The following is an 18661-nucleotide window of genomic DNA, read 5'->3' as shown; positions in this document are numbered from 1 at the left end:
CCCAAGGCGAAGCCGGTACCCGAGTCGCGATGAGCAGCACAGAACACGCCGCGATTGAGGATGGCGCCGAGCGTCCTCACGCTCGCAACCACAAGGCCCGCACCGGACGCCTGGACAAACTGTCGAACGGGCTGTGCTCGTCGGACGACTTCCTGTCGATCCGCACGCACATGGCCAGCTTCATGGCGGCGGGCTTTGATGCGATCCGCCAGACATCCAAGGCTTCGGGGGACACGGCATGAGCGCGATCGAGCGGGGAACGCTGGCGGGTCTGTTCGACCTGACGGGCAAGGTTGCGATCGTGACGGGCGGATCGCGGGGCCTGGGGGTACAGATCGCGAGCGCTCTGGGAGAGTATGGGGCGTCGCTGGCGCTGGTGGCGCGCAAGCAGGGCGAACTGGACGCCGCCGTCGAGCAACTGACGGCCAAGGGGGTTACGGCGGTAGGCTTCGCGGCGGATCTCGGCTCGCCGCAAACGGCCTTGGCGCTCACTCAGCGGGTGCTGGACCGCTTCGGACGCATCGACATCCTGGTCAACAACGCCGGAGCGGCCTGGGGCGCGCCTGCGGAGGATCATCCGCTGGACGGTTGGAACAAGGTCATCGACCTGAACGTCACCGGGCTCTTCCTGCTGACCCAGGCGGTGGCCCGCGAAGCGTTCCTCAAACAGGGCAAGGGCGCGGTGATCAACGTGGCCTCGATCGAGGGCCTGCAGGGGCATCATCCCGATCAGCTTGGGACGATCGCCTACAACACCGCCAAGGGCGCGGTGATCAACATGACCCGCGCCCTCGCCGCCGAATGGGGCCCAAAGAACATCCGGGTCAACGCACTGGCCCCCGGCTATTTCCCCTCCAAGATGACCATGGTCACCCTGGGCGAGCACGGCGAAACGATGCTGCGTCAGACGCCGCTGGGCAAGCTGGGCGGCGACATCGACCTGATGGGGCCGGCGCTGCTGCTGGCCTCCGACGCCGGCGGCCATATCACCGGTCAGATCCTTGTCGTCGACGGCGGCATGACGATCATCTGAGATCTGCGCCGTCCGAGGTTTCTGTCTGACCAGATCGAATGGTGCGGGCCGGCGTCTCTGTTGAGCGCGGTGAGCAGTCGTCGAAACCCCTGCGCGGTCGCCAGGGTCGCAGGAACGTTGAAGCATCGCTCTCCGTCCTCCGCGACATGATGGATGCGATGAACGCCGATCCCAGAACGGCGACGCCGCGACTTGCCTACCGGACACTTCGCGCACGAGACCCACGCGCGCGACATCGCGGACTACGTGCTCGATTTCCTGGATCGGCGCACCGCTTAGCGTTCCGCGAGCCGCCCGCGCAGGGCGCGGTTTTCCGCCTCCAACGCCTCCAGTCGCTCGCGCAGCGGCTGGACGGCGCTGGCGATTTCAGCCTCGGTGAAGCGCGGCACGATATGTTGGGGACAGTTCCAGTCGAACGCCGCCAGTTTCAGGCGGAAGATGCGTTCGGGCTTGGCGCGATAGCCAGGGTTGGACACGCGCGCCATCAACGCCGGGTCAGCGTCGAGCGGCAAACGCTCGGCGCGCGCTAGGATCTTCAGCCGGGCGCGACGGGGATAGTCGACCAGGATCAGGGCCACGCGGTCATTGGCGTCTAGATTGCCGACGCTGATGTACTGGCGATTACCCCGGAAGTCGGCGAACGCCAGCGTGGTTTCGTCGATGACCTTCAGGAAGCCCGGTGGCCCGCCGCGATACTGGACGTAGGGCCAGCCCGTCTCCGAAACGCTGGCCATGTAGAAGCTGTCGCGCTCGGCGATGAAGGCTTCTTCATGGGCGGTGAACGCCTCCATCGGGCGATCGACTTGTCCGGGCGCCCACAGATGGTCGACGCCCATCTCGGCCTGGGCGGCTTTGACGCTCGCCGAGCCGGCGAGGTCCAGGAAGCTGTATCGGCTCACGAGATGTCCTTCATCGCTTTGCCGCCCGCGGCGGGCCTTATTCGACCAGCGCCGCGTCCAGGGTGATCTCGGCGTTCAGAAGCTTGGAGACCGGGCAGCCCGCCTTGGCGCCGGCGGCCAGCTTCTCGAACGTCGCCTGGTCGGCGCCGGGAATTCTCGCCCTCAGGGTCAGGTGCGAGGCGGTGATCGCGTAGCCGCCATCGACCTGCTCGAGCGTCACCTTGGCGGACGTGTCCATCTGGTCGGCGCGCAGACCCGCTTCGCCGAGCGCCAGGGACAAAGCCATGGTGAAACAGGCCGCGTGCGCGGCGCCGACCAACTCCTCGGGATTCGAGCCCGGCTGGCCCTCGAAGCGGCTGGAGAAACCGTACGGATAGGCCTGCAAGGCCCCGCTCTCGGTCGAGATCGAGCCCTTGCCGTCCTTGATGCCGCCGCTCCATGCGGCCGATCCGGTTCTAGTGATCTTCATGCTGTTCTCCTTGGCGTCTCGGGCCAGACGACGCTCTCATGTTCCACGCGCGCTGGCTCCAGTGAAAGTGCAGGGGCCTCCGCGAAAGCAGACGAGAAGCCCAATTCGCTCAAGTCGGAATGATCGTCCGGCCTGCGCCTGTTTCGCGCACCAGAATGGCGTCCAGATCAGGATCTGCCGTCGTGGAGGCGTGTGGCATGGGGTGTCTCGCTCTGCTGAAGGCGCTCCCGGAGCTACTCGCCGACACAGCGCCTCGTCGAGCAATCTAGGCTGGATAGCGCGGGCCCTGGCGTAAAGCGGGGTAAAGGACGGGAGGGCCTGATGGGCGGCCAAACAGTCGAGCGGCCTGTGTCCAGCGCCTGCAGCGGGATCCGGCACGAACGCCTGGGCCGATGAACTTGATCTTCGTCATCGGGGAATCGCTGAAGGGGCGGACGCGCTCAGGCTAGGGCCGGCATATCCTTGAGCAGCTTGTCCAAGGTGACGGGATATTCCCGCACCCGCACGCCAGTGGCGTTGTAGACGGCGTTGGCCACCGCCGCCGCGACGCCGCAGATGCCCAGCTCGCCCACGCCCTTGGCCTTCATCGGCGAAGACATCGGGTCGGTCTCGTCCAGGAAGATCACGTCCTGGTGCGGGATGTCGGCGTGGACGGGCACCTCGTAGCCGGCCAAGTCGTGATTAACGAAGAAGCCCAGCCGCTTGTCGACGACTAGCTCCTCCATCAGAGCCGCGCCGGCCCCCATGGTCATGGCCCCGATCACCTGGCTGCGCGCCGCCTTGGGATTGAGGATCCGGCCGGCGGCGCAGACGGCCAGCATCCGGCGAATACGGATCTCGGCCGTGACGCCGTCGACCGCGACCTCAACGAAGTGGCCGCCGAAGGTCGACTGCTGGTGAGTCTTGGCCAGGTCGCCGTACTCCATGACGTCCTCGGCGATGAGCGGGCTGTCCGCCGCGGCGCGCGCCAGCGGCTGGCTCTGATTGCCCACCTTGACCCGCCCGTCGGCGAACTCGGCCGTGGCGGCGTCCAGTCCCAGCTTGGCGGCGGCCGCCTCGCGCAGCTTCACACAGGCGGCGTAGACCCCGGCGGTCGAGCTGTTGCCGCCCCATTGGCCGCCGGAGCCGGCCGAAACAGGGAACAGGGAGTCGCCCAGCTTCACCGTCACTTGATGCAGCGGCACGCCCATCATCTCTGCGGCGGTTTGGGCGATGATCGTGTAGCTGCCGGTGCCGATGTCGGTCATGTCGGTCTCGACCACGATCTGCCCCGTGGTTTCAAGCCGCACGCGGGCTGCAGACTTCATGACCAGGTTGTTGCGGAAGGCCGAGGCTACGCCCATGCCGACCAGCCAGCGGCCGTCCCGCACCTGGCCCGGACGTGGGCTGCGCTTGGCCCAGCCAAACTTTTCAGCGCCGGTGCGCAGGCACTCGACCAGCTGCCGCTGGGAGAACGGCCGGCCCGGCTTTTCCGGATCGACCTGAGTGTCGTTGATCACGCGAAGCTCGATCGGGTCGATGGCTAGCTTCTCGGCCAGTTCGTCCATCGCCATTTCCAGCGCCATCAAGCCCGGAGCCTCGCCCGGCGCGCGCATGGCGTTGCCTTCCGGCAGGTCCAGCGTGGCCAGCTTCAGCTTCGTCATGCGGTTTGCGCCGGCATAGAGCAGCCGGGTTTGTTGGGTCGCCGTCTCGGGCCCGCCGCCGGGCAGGTCGCCTGACCAGCTTTCGTGGCCAATGGCGGTGATCTTGCCATCGCGCGTGGCGCCGATCCGGATGCGCTGGATGGTGGCCGGACGGTGGGGTGTGTTGTTGAACATCAGCGGCCGCTGCAGGGCGACCTTGACCGGACGGCCGGACGCCTTCGCGCCCAGGGCGGCCATGATCGCGTCGGCGCGGACGAACAGCTTTCCACCGAAGCCGCCGCCGATATAGGGCGAGACCAGCCGGACATTGTCCTTGGGGACGCCCAGGGTCTTGGCGACGTCGCCGCGCCCCCACGCGACCATCTGATTGGCGGTCCAGACCGTCAGCTTGTCGCCCTGCCAGGCGGCGATGGTCGCGTGCGGCTCCATCATGGCGTGGGCCTGGTCTGGCGTGGTGTAGGTCTCGTCCAGCTTGACCGGAGCGTCGGCGAACGCCTTGTCGAAGTCGCCGACGGCGGTGTCGGGATTGTCCTTACCCGCCGGCGGCGCGCCGTCCTTGGCGGCGGCCAGATCGAAGGTTCCAGCCGCCCGGGCGTAGTCGACCTTGATCAGGGCGGCGGCGGCGCGGGCCTGTTCGAACGTCTCGGCGACCACGATCGCGACGGCCTGGTGATAGTGCTGGATCTCGGGACCGCCCAGGAGCTTGGCGGTGTTGAAGTCGCCCTTGGTCAGCTTGCCCGCGGTCTGGGCCGTGACGATGGTCAGCACGCCCGGCGCGGCCCTTGCGCGGGAGAGGTCCATCGCGGTGATCCGACCCTTGGCGATGGCCGAGCCCAGGATGTAGCCGTAGGCGACGCCGGTCAGGGCGTCGTGCCGCTCATAGGCGTAGGGCGCGGTTCCGGTGGTCTTTAGCGGCCCGTCGATGCGGTCGGTGGGCTTGCCGACCACCTTGAGCTGGTCGATCGGATTGGTCGCGGCGGGCGTGTCGAACTTCATCGGATCAGCTCCGCGCCTGGGCCAGCGCCGCGCCAAGCGCGCGTTCGGCCAGAGTCAGCTTGAAGGCGTTCTGTGAGGTGGTCTTGGCGCCGGCCAGCAGGCCGTCAGCCGCGGCCTTGGCGCCGCGCGGCAGAGCGCTTTCGACCGCCTCGACGCGCCAAGGCTTGTGCGCCACGCCGCCCAGGGCGACGCGGCCCGAGCCGTCCTTGCGCAGTATGGTCGCTACCGAGACGAGGGCGAAGGCGTAAGAGGCCCGGTCGCGGACCTTGTGATAGGCGTGCAGGCCGCCGACCGGCTTGGGCAGGGTGACGGCGGTGATCAGTTCGCCGGGCGCCAGGGCCGTCTCGATATGCGGGGTGTTTCCAGGCGGCCGATGGAAGTCGGCGATCGGAATGGTCCGCGTCGCGCCGTCGGGGCGGACGGTCTCGACGCTGGCGTCCAGCACGCGCATGGCCACGGCCATGTCGCTGGGATGGGTGGCGATGCAGGCCTCGCTGGTCCCCAGCACGGCCAGAGAGCGTGTGAAGCCGCCGATGGCCGAGCAGCCCGCGCCCGGCGTGCGCTTATTGCAGGGCATGTTGGTGTCGTAGAAGTAGGGGCACCGGGTGCGCTGCAGCAGGTTGCCGGCAGTGGTGGCCTTGTTGCGCAGCTGGCCCGAGGCGCCGGCCAGCAAGGCGCGCGAGAGGACGCCGTAGTCCTTGCGCACCCGCTTATCGGCGGCCAAGTCGGTGTTGCGCACCAGGGCGCCGATGCGCAGCCCGCCGTCCTGGGTCGGCTCGATCCTGTCCAGCTTCAGGCCGTTGACGTCGACCAGGCGGCGCGGCGTCTCGATCTCAAGCTTCATCAGGTCCAGCAGGTTGGTGCCGCCAGCGATGAAGCGGGCGGTCGGATCCCTGGCGACGGCCGCGGCGGCCTCGGCCGGAGTGCGGGCGCGTTCGTACGAAAAGCTCTTCACGCCAAACCTCCCGCGACGTCGGCGATCGCCTCGACGATGTTGGAGTAGGCCCCGCAGCGGCAGATGTTGCCGCTCATCCGCTCACGCAGCTCGGCCTCGGTCAGCTTGGGGGCGTCAGTCAAGTCGGCGGTGACGTGGCTAGGGACGCCGGCCTTGATCTCGTCCAGCACCGCCTTGGCCGAGCAGATTTGGCCCGGCGTGCAGTAGCCGCACTGGTAACCGTCGTGCTTGACGAACGCCGCCTGCAGCGGATGCAGTTTGTCCGGCGTGCCCAGACCTTCGATCGTGGTGACCGCGTCGCCCTCGTGCATGACCGCCAGGGTCAGGCAGGAATTGATCCGACGGCCGTCGACAATGACGGTGCACGCCCCGCACTGGCCGTGGTCGCAGCCCTTCTTAGTTCCGGTCAGCTTCAGGTGTTCGCGGAGCGCGTCCAGCAGGGTGGTGCGGGTGTCCAGCGTCAGGGCCTGGGGCTTGCCGTTGACGACAAGCGCCACCTTGGCGAGGGTCGGCGCGTCCGTCGCGCCGACCGCGGCTTCGGCGCCGGGGACGGGGACGGCGGTCGTCGCCGCGGAAGCCGCGCCGACGATCAGGACGCCGCGTCGGGACATCGAAGGAAGGCCAGGCTGTTCCATGTCGCTCTCTCGAAGGGGATGTGCGAGGCGCGGTGAGCAGGCCAGAGCGCGACGTCCCTAGACGCTTCAACGACGCAGCCGCGGAAGTGTTCATTTTTGATCAGGATCAGAGCTCGCGACTAGGAAGCGTGGCGCTCAGCGGAGACTTGGCCGGTCTAAAGGGCGTACGCCCGGCCTTGCTCCAAGACGATATAGTTGAAAAAGCCGAGGTCGTTGAGTTGCCGGCTTACGTCCGCGCGACTCGATCGCGATGTTTGCGCCGGCTTGATGTGGGTGACGAGTATCGGCAGCGCTTTCACGCGCGCGTCATCGCCGACCATGCGGCGCAAGTTTTGAAGCTCCTTGTCGAGCCATGACGGGGTCAAATGCCCATAGAGCCGGGCGTCAGGGACCGGGTCAGGATAGGAGGCCTCGATCAGGATTCCGCGCAGCCGCCCTTGCCGCACGAGCGGCGCCACGGCCCGCCAGAGTTCATTCAGATGCGTGGAGCCCTCGACCGCGTCGGGACCCGTATCACCCAGGCATAGCAGGGCGCCTGATTGGCTTTGGAGCAGAAACGCCGTCGACGGCGAGCCAGCGTGGGAGAGCTGATAGGCGGTGACGCTCATCGCCGTCCCGGCGATCGGCGTGGGGAGTCCTCCCGGTTCAAGGTCGCGGTAGTGATATTGAGCCAGCCGAGGCGAAGCGCCGCGATCGCCCATATTGGGCCAGGTCGTCCAGTTGAAATAGTGATCCGCAAGCGCCTGGTTCACGGGCGCCAGCGCGATGATGTCCTTCTTCGTGTCGTTTGGAGAGGCCAGGACGAGGCCCGCGACATGATCGAGGTGGGCATGGGTGACCAAGTAGGCGCTGATCGATGTCATGACCTCTTCTCGTGACGCGGCGCGAGGATAGCGGCCGCGGCGCCGAGCTTGGTCGATGCCGGCGGCGAGCGTTCCGACGTCGCACATCACGCCCGATGGCGCCCCGCGAGCCCTGATGTGATAGGCGCTCGTGGGCTCCTCGACACCGCCGTTGACGCCCAAGGCCACGAGATCGAAGGCGGGTGGGGGAGGCGCGGCCCCGGTGAGCAGGAGAAGCGCCGGAAGCAGGGCCCGGAGATTGGCTCGATGTCTCATTCCGCTACTTCCGACTCACTCGCCGCCAAACCCGAGGTCCTCTTCCGCCCGACGGTGATGCGTTACAACCTACGGCGCCAGCCGTCGTCAGATCGCGCGCGAAGACGGCGGAAGGGCCGCCGTCCAAAGCAGCACGCGCAGCTAAAGATGCTCAGTCCGCCGTCACACTGAAGTAAGATTTTATTTCACGCCGGGGCGGCTTGACCCGGATTGGCCCGAGCCTTTGCATCCCTTGCGAACACGTGACGCATCGACCTAGCGCCCCGCCGCGGGCTGGGCGGGAAGGCGTGTTCGTCAGTTATTGCGCGGTTGAGTTTGGGGGGTAGGACATGTCGAGGCTGGTCGTGCGCACACGCCGGATGCTGCTGGCGGCGGCGTTCGCCGGGATGACGGCGACGTCAGTCCTGGCTCAGGCGCCCGCCTCGCCGCCAACAACGACCAGCGCGGCCGCGCCCATTCCGATCCGCGTCGTCGTCGTCACCGCCTATGCGCTGGAAGACAAGGCCTGGATGGCGGAGGCGCCGCAGACGCTCGATTTTCCCAACGGCGTCGCGCCCCTGGGATACCACCCCGACAAGGGCGTTCTGATCGTGCGCACCGGCGTGGGCACTAACCATGCCGCCATCACCACCTTCGCCCTGGCGACCGATCCGCGCTTCGACCTCTCCAAGGCCTACTGGGTGATCGCCGCGATCGCCGGGGTCAATCCGGACCAGGCCTCGCCAGGCTCCGCCGCCTGGATCGGCAACGTCATCGATGTCGACTTCGGCAAGTGGGTGGACCCGCGCGAGGCTCCGGCCGAATGGACGGGCGGCTATCCGCCATTCCAGCCGCCGCGACCCGGTCGGCCCGACAGCGTCTACTACCCGCTCAATATCGGCCTGCGCGACTGGGCCTACGAACTGACCAAGGCCACGCCGCTGCCCGACACCGAGGCGTTGCGTAAGGCCCGCGCGCCGTTCTCGAGCTATCCAAACGGCTACAAGCCGCCGTTCGTGCTCACTGGCGACGAGATCTCCGGCCAAGCCTACTGGCACGGCGCGATGTTGACGAAGCGCTACGCCAAGCTGGCCAGCGACTACAGCGGCGGCAAGAGCCAGTTCGTGATGACCGCCATGGAGGATACCGGCGTGGCCAACGCGCTGCGCCGTCTCACGACTGTCGGCAAAGCCGACTACAACCGCCTGCTGGTGCTCCGCACGGCCAGTAACTATTCGCAGCAGGCGCCCGGCGAAAACGCGGTCGACAGCATGAACCGCCCCTATGCCGGCGTCGGCGACGCGGCCGCCTACGCCGCTCACGCCGTGGCCGGGAAGGTCGTCGACACGCTCACAGCCAATTGGAGCATCTATCGCGACGCGCCGCCCGGCGCCGCGCGCTGAGGTTTCGAAACGGCGGACCGACGGGGGTTGGTTCAGCCGCGAGGACGCGACAAGCGTCCCGATCATAGGGGAAGCGACCGGAGACCCTGACCTCGTGCTGGCCGCGCATCGTCGCGCCGGCGAGGGCGGGCGGCGAAACGGCTTCAGTTCGGTGCGGCTCGGGGGGACCGCGGCGCACCACAATTCAGGGGACCCATATGCGACATCTGTATGCCGCGAGCGCCATCGCGCTCGCCCTGTCGGCCTCCGCCACGGCGGTCATGGCCCAGGAAACGACCTCCTCCATCCGCGGCTCGGTGACGGCCGGAAGCTCGGCCGCCGTCGGCGCCAGCGTCAGCGCCGTCCATGAGCCCTCGGGCACGACGGCCACCGCCACGACCAACGGCGCCGGGGCCTTCAACCTCACAGGCCTGCGCCCGGGTGGTCCGTATACGGTGACCGTCACCGCGCCGGGCTTCGCGCCGGTGACCTCGCAGAACATCTTCCTGAGCGTTGGACAGCCTTACAACCTGCCGATCCTGGTCGGCGAAAGCCAAGTCGAGGCGCTCGTCGTCACGGCCGCTCGGGCGGAGCGCTCGGGCCCGCTGGTCTCGGTGTTTGACCGCGACAGCATCGCCAGCGTCGCCTCGGTGTCGCGCGACATCCGCGATATCGCCCGGCGTGACCCGTTCGCATCGTTCAACCCCAGCACGCGCGGCGTGTCGATCGCCGGTCAGAACGGCCGGACCAACCGGTTCTCGGTCGACGGCGTTCGCTTCTCGGACAACTTCGGTCTCAACCAGGGCGGCCTGCCGAGCGCCCGCGGCCCGATCCCGCTGGACGCCATCGAGCAGCTCTCGGTCAAGGTCGCGCCGTACGATGTCTCGGAAGGCGACTTCCAGGGCGGCTCGATCAATGTGGTGCTGCGCTCGGGCGGCAATCGCTTCACCGGCGCGGCGGGCTACACCTATTCCAACGACAGCCTGATGGGCACGAAGTCGAAGGGTAGCGCCTTCTCGCAGGACATGACGTCCAAGACGCGCAACGCGTTCCTGTCTGGCCCGATCATCAAGGACAAGCTGTTCTTCGCCTTCGCCTACGAGAAGCTGAACGAGACCGTTCCGTCCGTCTTCGGCCCGCCCGGTTCCGGCAACGCGGTGCCCAACCTGACCCAGGGCCAGATCGACCAGGTCACGTCCATCGCCAAAAGCGTCTACGGCTACGACACGCTCGGCGTGCTCACCAGTCGGCCCGAGAAGGATCGCAAGTGGACGCTGAAACTCGACTGGAACATCAACGACAATCAGCGCCTGTCCTACTCCACGATCCAGAACAAGGGCGAGACCGTGGCGCTCAGCGGCGGCAGCTCGTCGAACACCTCGCCGGGCCTGGGCCTTGGGTCCTACGCCACGCATGAACCCGAGCGGGTCAAGACCCACGTCCTGCAGCTGAATTCGAAGTGGACCAACGCCTTCAGCACCGAGCTGCGCGCGAATTATCGCGAGTCGATGAAGATCCCGGTTTCGTTCGGCTCGCCGGGCTATAGCGACATCACCGTCTGCCTCGATCCCGTCGCTGTCGGCTCGCTGAACCAGTGCACCCAGACCGGCACTCCGCGCCTGATCTTCGGCACCGAAGCGTTCAGCCAGGCCGACGTCGTCGGCCAAAAGCAGTACGGCGCCGAGTTTATCGCTCGCTATAACTTGGGTGATCACGCCTTCAAGCTGCACGCCGCCTACAGCCGACTGAAGATCTCCAACACCTTCGTCGCCAATTCGCTGGGAACTTACTATTTCGACTCCTTGGCCGACTTCCAGGCGCGACAGGCGGGCCAGCTCCTGTATCAGTATTCGATCACCGGCACGCTTTCGGACGCCAGCGCCAGCTTCGACTATGATCAGTTGACCTTTGGCGCCCAAGACAGCTGGGACGTCACGCCCGAGGTGAACGTCACCGTCGGCGTGCGGGCCGATGGCTACAAGATGAAGGACGAGGCCCCGCTCAAGCAGTCCTTCCTCAACCGCTACGGCTTCGCCAATAACGCCAACATCGACGGCAACCTCGTCGTCCAGCCGCGGGTCGGCCTGACCTGGCGGCCTTCCGACCGCCTGACCGTTCGCAGCGGCTTTGGCCTGTTCAACGGCGGCTCGCCCGACGTCTTCGTCGGCAACAGCTTCTCGGCGGCCGGCGTCTACACCAACACCATCACGGTGGGACGCGCCGTGGGCGGCACTGGCTGCACCATCCCAGCCAGCGTGGCGAACGCGGCGGCCATCTGCGCGGCGGCGCTGAACAACGTGCAGGGGAACAAGATCGACCCGTTGGTCTTGAGCTACCTGCAGACCAACACCGCCGCCCTGGGGGCCTCGCCGACCTCGTTCATGCTGCCGAGCTTCAAGCTCCCCGCCCAGTGGAAGGCCAATCTGTCGGTCGACTACACGGCCGACCTCGGTGCCATGCTGGGCGACGGATGGCGCTTCGGCGGCGACCTGCTCTACGGCCAGACCGACAGCGCCGCCTATTACACCGACTTCCGGCTGACCCAGGTGGGCACCGCGCCCGACGGCCGTCCGATCTACGCCGACACCTACACCAACACCGCCAACAGCGATCTGGCCATGAAGCACACCGATCGCGGCAAGTCCCTGATCGCCGTGGCGCGGGCGAGCAAGTCCTTCGACTTCGGCCTCGACGCCGGCGTCAGCTACACCTACTCGGACATCAAGTCGCTGTCGGACATGGGCACCTACGCCTCGGGCGGCTCGACGGCCAGCGGCACCTATGGCGCTCAGCCGATGGTCGATCCGAACCAGCCCGCCTACGGCACCTCCAGCTACGAGGTGCGGGACAACTGGAAGTTCAACATCGACTATAGCCACGCCTTCTTCGGCGACTACAAGACCAGCTTCAATCTGTTCGGCGAACTCCGCTCGGGCTCGCCCTACAGCCTGACGATGAACACGACCACGTCCAACAGCCGCTCGACCCTGTTCGGCACGACCGGCGCGTCCAACCGCTACCTGCTGTATGTGCCGGACGTCTCCAGCATCACGGCCGACTCCAAGGTCACCTACGCCTCCACGGCCGTCTACGAAGCTTTCCGCGACTTCGTTCAGACCAACGGCCTGAAGCAGGGGATCATCGAGAAGAACAGCGAGAAGTCGCCCGACTACTTCAAGGTCGACCTGCACGTGGAACAGGAGCTTCCCGCGCCGTTCCTGGGCGGAGCGCGGTTCAAGGTGTTCGGCGACGTCGAGAATCTCCTGAACCTGATCAACAGCGATTGGGGCTCGTACCGAACCTACGCCCCACTGACCTCGGTGGTGAACGTCGCCTGCGGCCAACAGGTCGGCGCCAGCTGCGCTCGGTACAACTACACCGCCTTCACCAAGCCGACCCTGCAACCCAACGCTCAACTGGGCGTCTGGCGCGCTCGACTCGGGGTTCGCTTCGAGTTCTGATCTGCTTGACTTGAATCAACGGCCTCGGCGCATGCGTCGAGGCCGTTTTCGGGCCGAGAGGTGACCCATGACATCCGCGTACAAGATGTGCTTGGCGGCCTTGATGGCCGCAGTGTGCCTGGCTTCCGGCGCACCAGCCAGGGCCCAGGCGTCTGCGGACGATCTGGACGCCCTGTTCGCCCGGGCTGCGACGTCTCGCCCCTTGCTGCGCATCCTGCTGACCAAGCTGCCCAAGGGCGCCGACCTGCATAACCACGCTGGCGGCGGAACCTACGCCGAGGACTTTGTCGCCTGGGCGGCCGAAGCGGACGGCTGCTTCTCGAAATCGACCCAGTCCCTTGAGCCTGGGCCGTGCGCGGGCAATGCCGATCTCACGCCGCTGCGGGGGCTCCCCGAGCGTGATCCTGACCTCTACAGCGACATCGTCGACGCGCTGTCCACGCGACGGTTCGAGCTGGGCGTGGGCGATCCGGAAATCTCGGGCCATCGCCGTTTCTTCCGCACCTTTGGGCGCTCGGGCCGGGGGGGCGGCGCCGACCGTGGCGTGCGCATCCAGGCCGAGGCGCTACGCCAGGCCGCGCTCGACAACACCCTCTATCTGGAGCTGATGGCCGGCTCTAGCGCCTCGCGCCCCGTGATCGAGGCGTCGGCGGCGCTGCCCTGGATCGATCCTTGGATCAAGACCGCCGACGGTTCGCCGCCGGATCGTCTGGACGCCAAGATTCTCCGCGAACGGCTCGATCGACTGCGGCCGGTGATCGCCAAGGCCACGGCGGCCTCCACGGTCCTGGCCGACTCCAACGACAAGACGATCGCGGGCCTCAATCGCTGCGGGACAGCCAAGCCCGAACCGGCTTGCGCGGTGACCTTGCGATACCTCCTGTCGATCTCCCGCCAGCGGCCGCCCGAGGTGGTGTTCGGCCAGATGGCGGCCGCCTTCGCCCTCGTGAAGGCCGACCCGCGCTATGTGGGGATCAACATCCTTGAGCCCGAGGACGGGCCGGTGTCGCTACGGGACTACAGGCTGCATATGCGCCTGTTCGCCTTCTTCAAGACGCTCTATCCGGACGTGCCCCTGACCTTGCACGCGGGCGAATTGGCCATGGGCCTGACGCCGCCGCGCGACATGCGCTTCCATATCACCGAGGCCGTCGAGATCGCCGGCGCGCGCCGCATCGGTCACGGGGTGTCGATCGCCTATGAGGATGAGGCCGACAAGCTCCTGGCGCGCATGGCCCGCGATAAGGTCGCCGTCGAGATCAACCTGACCAGCAACGACGTGATCCTGGGCGTGAAGGGCAGGGACCATCCGCTGCCGCTTTACCTGGCCGCGGGCGTGCCGGTGACCCTCTCAACCGATGATCTGGGGGTCTCGCGCAGCGATCTGACCAACGAGTACATGCGCGCGGTCGTCGAACAGGGGGTCCGCTACAGCCAGCTCAAACAGATGTCGCGTAACAGCCTGACCTTTTCGTTCCTGCAGGGCGCCAGCCTGTGGGATGGGCCTTGCGCCTCGGCGCAGGGCGTCGCGCCCTCGACGCCGTGCGCGGCGATATTGAAGGCCAGCCCCAAGGCGCGCGACCAATGGCGCCTGGAGCAAGCCTTCGAGGCCTTCGAAATCGAGATGAAGGCTATCGTCGCGAAGCTGGCGCCGTAAGACCCCGCGGCGCTGGTGAGCCACCGCTACGTCCGGCTCTTCATCAGCGGCTGGATCCTTGTCCCGAAGTCCTCGACCCCTCTGAGGAAGTCGTCGAACACCAGCAACACCCCAGCCGTTCCCGGCACGGCGGCGATCTCGTCCAGCATCTTGGCGATGCTCTCATACGAGCCCACCAACGTGCCCATGTTAAGGTTCACGGCGGACTCCGGCGCGGCCAACTGCTGGGTGTTGGTCGTGGCGCCGGCCTTGGCGTTTGGGGCGGCCTGCTGGGTTAGCCAGGCCAGGGCTTCCTGGTCCGCGCCGTCGCGATAGGATTGCCACTTGGCCATCGCCTTCTCGTCGGTCTCATCGGCGATGATCATGAACAGGATAAACGACTGTACGTCGCGCCCGGTCTTCTCGGCGGCCGCCTCCAGCCGCTTGTTCACCGAGGCGAAGGCGGTCGGGGTGTTGGTCCCCTTGCCGAGGGCGAAGCTGTAGTCGGCGTACTGCGCGGTGAAGGCCAGGCCCTCGTCGGAGGAGCCGGCGCAGATCAGCTTGGTTTCCTTGGGATGCGGACTGACCCGGCAGTCGTCCATCGTGAAGTACTTGCCCTTGAAGTCCGAGACGCCGGTCTCCAGCAGGTCCTTCAGCACGGTCGTATATTCGGCCAAGTAGTTGTACCGGTCGGTGTAGTGCGCCTCGCCGGGCCAGAGGCCCATCTGCGAATATTCGGCCTTCTGCCAGCCGGTCACCAGGTTCACGCCGAAGCGGCCGGGGGCGATCGAGTCGATGGTCGAGGCCATGCGCGCCACGATGGCCGGCGGGATGGTCAGGGTGGCCACGGTGGCGAAGATCTTGATCTTGGAGGTCACCGCGGCGAGGCCCGCCATCAGGGTGAAGCTTTCCAGATTGTGCTCCCAGAACTGGGTCTTGCCGCCGAAGCCGCGCAGCTTGATCATCGAGAGGGCGAAGTCGAAGCCGTATGTTTCGGCCTTCTGGGTGATCTCCTTGTTCAGCTCGAAGCTGGGCATGTACTGCGGCGAGGTCTCGGAGATGAGCCAGCCGTTGTTGCCGATGGGGATGAAGACGCCGACCTGCATGGGTTTATTCCCCTGTGGTTCTTGAGATGACGGACGCGCTCACGCGCCCTCCAGAAACTTGATCAGACCCTCGTTGAAGGTCTCGGGATCGGTGACGGTGAAGCCGTGACCGCCCCAGGCGACTTGCTGGAAGTCGGCGTTGGGCAGGCGGGCGGCCAGACGCTGGGAGCAGCTCATCGGCACCAGCATGTCGTCGGCGCTGGCGCTGACCAGGACGCGGTGGGGGATTTCCTCCAGCCGCGCGTCGATATCGAAGGCCAGGAGGGCGTTAATGCGCGCCAGCATCACCTCCCGCGGCGGGAAACCCGCCACGTGGTGGGCCTCCTCGGCCATCAGGCGGGCGTGGTTCCGCGAGATCCAGTCGGCCGGATAGAGGAAGATCGGCTGGGCGTGGACATAGGCCTTGATGCCCGTGTCGTTCAGCAGATGGATGCGGGTGTCGAAGCAGCGTTGGATATGGGGGTCGGGCCGCGACCAGCCGTTGACGACCACCAACTTGCCCAGCCGATCGGGATGGTTCAGCGCCAGGGCCAGACCCGCGTTGCCGCCGGCCGCGTGGCCGACCACGTGCGCCTTGGTAAGGCCCAGGGCGTCCATGACCTTGACCATGTCCTGCGCCATGTCGTCGACCGAATAGGGACCGGGCGGCAGGGCGCGGACGCTGCGCCCCGTGCCGCGATGGTCATAGGTGACGACCGGCCAGCGCTCGGTCAGGGCCTTCATCTGCGGGGCCCAGAACGCGGCCGAGCCCCCCAGGCCAGACGACAGCAGCACGACCTCACGCCCGGCGACCGGCCAGCCATGGACCTCGTAGCAGATGCCGTCGACGGTTCCCGTGGTCATGCGGCTACGGCTTGCCGATGTGGGCGACCGAGGCGATCTCGACCACGAAGCCGGGCTTCACCAGGCCGCACTGGATGCAGTAGCGCGCGGGTTTGTCGCCGGGGAAGTACTCGGCATAGACCTTGTTCATCGGGGCGTAGTGAACCCAGTCGGTCAGGAAGATGTGGTTCATCACCACGTCCTCCATCGTGCCGCCGGCGGTCTCGATCACCGACTTGATGGTCTCCAGCACTTGGCGGGTCTGGGCCTCGGCGTCGCCGGGGAAGGCGACGTTGTTGTCCTTGTCGAAGGCCAGGGTGCCCGAGACGTAGACGATCCCGTCCGCCAGGGTTCCCGGCGAGAAGGGGGCGATCGGAGTCCCGGTTCCAGGCGGGGTGATGACGGTCTTGGGCATGGTTTTCTCCCTAGGTTCGCGGCGCGAGCTGTCCGAAAGTTCCCTTGAAGTCAGCCGTGGTCGAGACCCAGCCGAAGAAGCTCTCGATGTTGAACAGGGCGGCCTTCTGGACGAACTCCGGGCCGGCCTGATGCGTGGCGTCTTCCAGCACGGTCCCGAAATATTCGAGGAAGAAGCCGTCTCGCAGGGTCGACTCCACGCAGACGTTTGTGGCGATGCCGACGAAGACCAGATGCCGGATGCCGCGCGCCCGAAGAACGCTGTCCAACTGGCTGTTGAAGAAGCCGGAATAGCGGGTCTTGTGCAGCTGGATGTCGCCCGGCTGAGGCTTGAGTTCGTCGACGAGCTCGTAGTCCCACTGGCCGCGCGCCAGGAGCTTGCCTTGCAACTCGGGCTTGGCGCGCATGGTTTTGAGGGCGTTGGACTTCCACCAGTTCGGTGAACCGGGCCCGCCAGCCTCGACGTACTGGTCGTCCCAGCCGTTCTGAAAATAGATCACCTGCATGCCGGCCGATCGGGCGACCTCCAGCACGCCCTTGATCTCGTGGATCACCTTGGCCGCGCCGGAGATGTCGAAGCCGGCCAAGTCTAGGTATCCGCCGGGCGAGGCGTAGGCGTTCTGCATGTCGATGACGATCACCGCAGTGGTCTTCGGATCCACCGGCACAGGCTCCGGCCGCGCGGGCAGCATGACGCAGCCGGGGGAGAGCGGGGTGATCGGAGAGCTCATCGCTTGGTCTCCTTGTGAAGTCCGGATGACATGGAATACCATCCCGAAGAACGCTGCAATCCGAACCGTTCGGTCCAAGTTTGACCAAATGGTCCAAATGCGAGAGCTGATGACCGGCAGGATCGCCACAACCGTCAAGCCGCCGCCCGGGGCGCGCGTCCGGCCCGTCGCAAAGGCGGCCTCGGGCGCCCGCGTACTGCTCAAGGCCGCCCAAAGCCTGGGCGAACCCGAGGCTGTGGAAGCGTGGCCTCGGGGCAACCGGAAGAAGGCTGGCGAGGCCCGCAAGGCCGCGATTTTGAAGGGAGCCCTGGCCGTGTTCGCCCGGCTTGGACTGGACGGGGCCAGCGTTGAGGCCATCGCTCAGGCCTCGGGCGTCTCGAAGGCCAACCTGCTGTACTACTACCCGTCCAAGGAGGCGCTTTACGTAGCGGTGCTGGAGCAGGGCCTGTCGCAGTGGCTGGCCCCCCTGGCCCGCTTCACCGAGTCCGACGACCCCGCCGACGCCATAAGGTCCCTGATCGCCGCCAAGCTGGCCATGAGCCGCGATCACCCCGAGGTCTCGCGGCTGTTTGCTTTAGAGATGCTGCGCGGCGCCCCGCTGCTGAAGCCGGTCCTGGCCGGCCCGCTGAAGGCCGTGTTCGACGCCAAGGTCGCCGTGGTCCAGGCCTGGGTCGCGACGGGCCGGTTGGCGCCCGTCGATCCGCCGCATCTGATCTTCGCGATCTGGGCCTTGACCCAGCACTATGCCGACTTCGCCGTTCAGGTAAGAGCGCTCTCCGGCAAGTCCTTGTCCGACAATGACTTCATGGGCGAGACGCTGGCGGCGGTGACGGGCCTGGTGCTGGACGGGGTCCGGCCGCGTTAGCTAGCCTGTGCGCGCCCCCCGCTGAAGGTCCAGGTTCGCGAGACGAGGCAACGTCGGCGCGTGGCGCGAGGCTGCTGGCGCGAACCTGAAATGGTCCAACGCTAGCTTGGCAGCGCGCGCTTTAAGCAATCGATCAAGGTCTCGCCCACGAACGGTTTGGGCAGGAAGCAGGTGACGCCCGCCTGCTCGGCGCGGCGCTTTTGGGCGTCGTCGGCGAAGGCCGTTATCAAGATGACGGGCGTCTCGCTACCGCCGGCGACCATGGCTTCCTTCATCTCGATGCCGGTCATGCCGGGCATCTGCAGATCGCTGATGACGCAATCGGCCAGGCCCCGCGCTTCGGAGCCTAGGAAGTCAACGGCGCTGCCGAAGGTCTGAACACGGTGACCGAGGGACCTCAACAGCCCCTCTAGAGAAATCCGGACCGCGTCATCGTCATCGACGACGCAGATGAGCGGCGAAGCGGTCAAAACGGAATTCCTTGCGCTCGCGAAAGCGGAGCCTGACCGCATTTTGC

The 18661-nt window shown here is 66.6% G+C and carries 17 protein-coding genes; 6 read left to right on the top strand and 11 right to left on the bottom strand.

Features of this window, described 5'->3' with window-relative positions; genetic code table 11:
* The first annotated feature begins 29 nt into the window (after positions 1-29).
* A complete protein-coding gene (locus CSEG_RS10500) occupies positions 30-242 on the top strand; it encodes a hypothetical protein (RefSeq protein WP_041538273.1) in 213 nt (70 codons plus the stop codon).
* Positions 239-1033 carry an SDR family oxidoreductase gene (locus CSEG_RS10495; RefSeq protein ID WP_013079212.1) on the top strand — a complete coding sequence of 265 codons (795 nt, stop codon included), beginning with the start codon at positions 239-241 and terminating at the stop codon, positions 1031-1033. Before CSEG_RS10500 ends, CSEG_RS10495 begins: the two co-directional genes overlap by 4 nt.
* 275 nt (positions 1034-1308) lie before the next feature.
* Here the strand turns inward: CSEG_RS10495 and CSEG_RS10490 are convergent, their stop codons facing one another.
* From CSEG_RS10490 to CSEG_RS10465, 6 genes are all read right to left on the bottom strand, one after another.
* Positions 1309-1932, bottom strand: a complete 624-nt coding sequence (locus CSEG_RS10490; RefSeq protein WP_013079211.1) for a pyridoxamine 5'-phosphate oxidase family protein — start codon at positions 1930-1932, stop codon at positions 1309-1311.
* Positions 1933-1969: 37 nt separating this feature from the next.
* A complete protein-coding gene (locus CSEG_RS10485; protein ID WP_013079210.1) occupies positions 1970-2401 on the bottom strand; it encodes an OsmC family protein in 432 nt (143 codons plus the stop codon).
* 440 nt (positions 2402-2841) lie between these two features.
* Complete coding sequence (gene paoC / locus CSEG_RS10480) at positions 2842-5040, bottom strand: aldehyde oxidoreductase molybdenum-binding subunit PaoC (protein ID WP_013079209.1); 2199 nt, start codon at positions 5038-5040, stop codon at positions 2842-2844.
* Between the two features lie 4 nt (positions 5041-5044).
* Complete coding sequence (locus tag CSEG_RS10475) at positions 5045-5995, bottom strand: FAD binding domain-containing protein (protein WP_013079208.1); 951 nt, start codon at positions 5993-5995, stop codon at positions 5045-5047.
* The gene (gene paoA / locus CSEG_RS10470; protein ID WP_013079207.1) at positions 5992-6630 is read right to left on the bottom strand and encodes an aldehyde dehydrogenase iron-sulfur subunit PaoA; all 639 of its coding nucleotides are present in this window, start codon (positions 6628-6630) and stop codon (positions 5992-5994) included. The genes CSEG_RS10475 and paoA overlap by 4 nt, the downstream gene beginning before the upstream one ends.
* Before the next feature lie 155 nt (positions 6631-6785).
* On the bottom strand, positions 6786-7580 hold the full coding sequence (locus tag CSEG_RS10465) for an MBL fold metallo-hydrolase (protein ID WP_227878924.1): 795 nt from the start codon (positions 7578-7580) through the stop codon (positions 6786-6788).
* A 497-nt stretch (positions 7581-8077) separates the two neighbouring features.
* Between CSEG_RS10465 and CSEG_RS10460 the strand changes: the two genes are divergently transcribed.
* The 3 genes from CSEG_RS10460 to CSEG_RS10450 all read left to right on the top strand — a co-directional run bounded on the left by CSEG_RS10460 (position 8078) and on the right by CSEG_RS10450 (position 14227).
* On the top strand, positions 8078-9130 hold the full coding sequence (locus CSEG_RS10460) for a purine-nucleoside phosphorylase (protein ID WP_013079205.1): 1053 nt from the start codon (positions 8078-8080) through the stop codon (positions 9128-9130).
* 197 nt (positions 9131-9327) lie between these two features.
* The gene (locus tag CSEG_RS10455; RefSeq protein ID WP_013079204.1) at positions 9328-12570 is read left to right on the top strand and encodes a TonB-dependent receptor; all 3243 of its coding nucleotides are present in this window, start codon (positions 9328-9330) and stop codon (positions 12568-12570) included.
* A 67-nt stretch (positions 12571-12637) separates the two neighbouring features.
* Positions 12638-14227 (top strand): adenosine deaminase family protein, encoded by a 1590-nt coding sequence (locus CSEG_RS10450; protein WP_013079203.1) that lies wholly within the window; start codon positions 12638-12640, stop codon positions 14225-14227.
* Between the two features lie 26 nt (positions 14228-14253).
* Here CSEG_RS10450 and rutA read toward each other — a convergent pair whose 3' ends face one another.
* Genes rutA through rutB form a run of 4 tightly spaced genes read right to left on the bottom strand, consistent with a single transcriptional unit; the run spans position 14254 to position 17279 of the window.
* A complete protein-coding gene (gene rutA / locus CSEG_RS10445; RefSeq protein WP_013079202.1) occupies positions 14254-15312 on the bottom strand; it encodes a pyrimidine utilization protein A in 1059 nt (352 codons plus the stop codon).
* Positions 15313-15351: 39 nt separating this feature from the next.
* On the bottom strand, positions 15352-16155 hold the full coding sequence (gene rutD, locus CSEG_RS10440; RefSeq protein ID WP_013079201.1) for a pyrimidine utilization protein D: 804 nt from the start codon (positions 16153-16155) through the stop codon (positions 15352-15354).
* A gap of 4 nt (positions 16156-16159) precedes the next feature.
* Positions 16160-16549, bottom strand: a complete 390-nt coding sequence (gene rutC / locus CSEG_RS10435) for a pyrimidine utilization protein C (RefSeq protein ID WP_013079200.1) — start codon at positions 16547-16549, stop codon at positions 16160-16162.
* Positions 16550-16559: 10 nt separating this feature from the next.
* Positions 16560-17279 (bottom strand): pyrimidine utilization protein B, encoded by a 720-nt coding sequence (gene rutB, locus CSEG_RS10430; RefSeq protein WP_013079199.1) that lies wholly within the window; start codon positions 17277-17279, stop codon positions 16560-16562.
* A gap of 109 nt (positions 17280-17388) precedes the next feature.
* On the opposite strand from rutB, the gene rutR reads away from it, so the two are divergent.
* Complete coding sequence (rutR, locus tag CSEG_RS10425; protein ID WP_013079198.1) at positions 17389-18144, top strand: HTH-type transcriptional regulator RutR; 756 nt, start codon at positions 17389-17391, stop codon at positions 18142-18144.
* A gap of 101 nt (positions 18145-18245) precedes the next feature.
* On the opposite strand, the gene CSEG_RS10420 is transcribed toward rutR, so the two are convergent.
* Entirely contained in the window at positions 18246-18656 is a 411-nt protein-coding gene (locus tag CSEG_RS10420; protein ID WP_106907164.1) for a response regulator transcription factor, read from the bottom strand.
* Positions 18657-18661: the final 5 nt, after the last annotated feature.

Origin of the sequence: Caulobacter segnis ATCC 21756 (genome assembly GCF_000092285.1) — a bacterium.
GTDB lineage: Bacteria > Pseudomonadota > Alphaproteobacteria > Caulobacterales > Caulobacteraceae > Caulobacter > Caulobacter segnis.
This window is presented reverse-complemented; position numbering and strand designations above follow the sequence as displayed.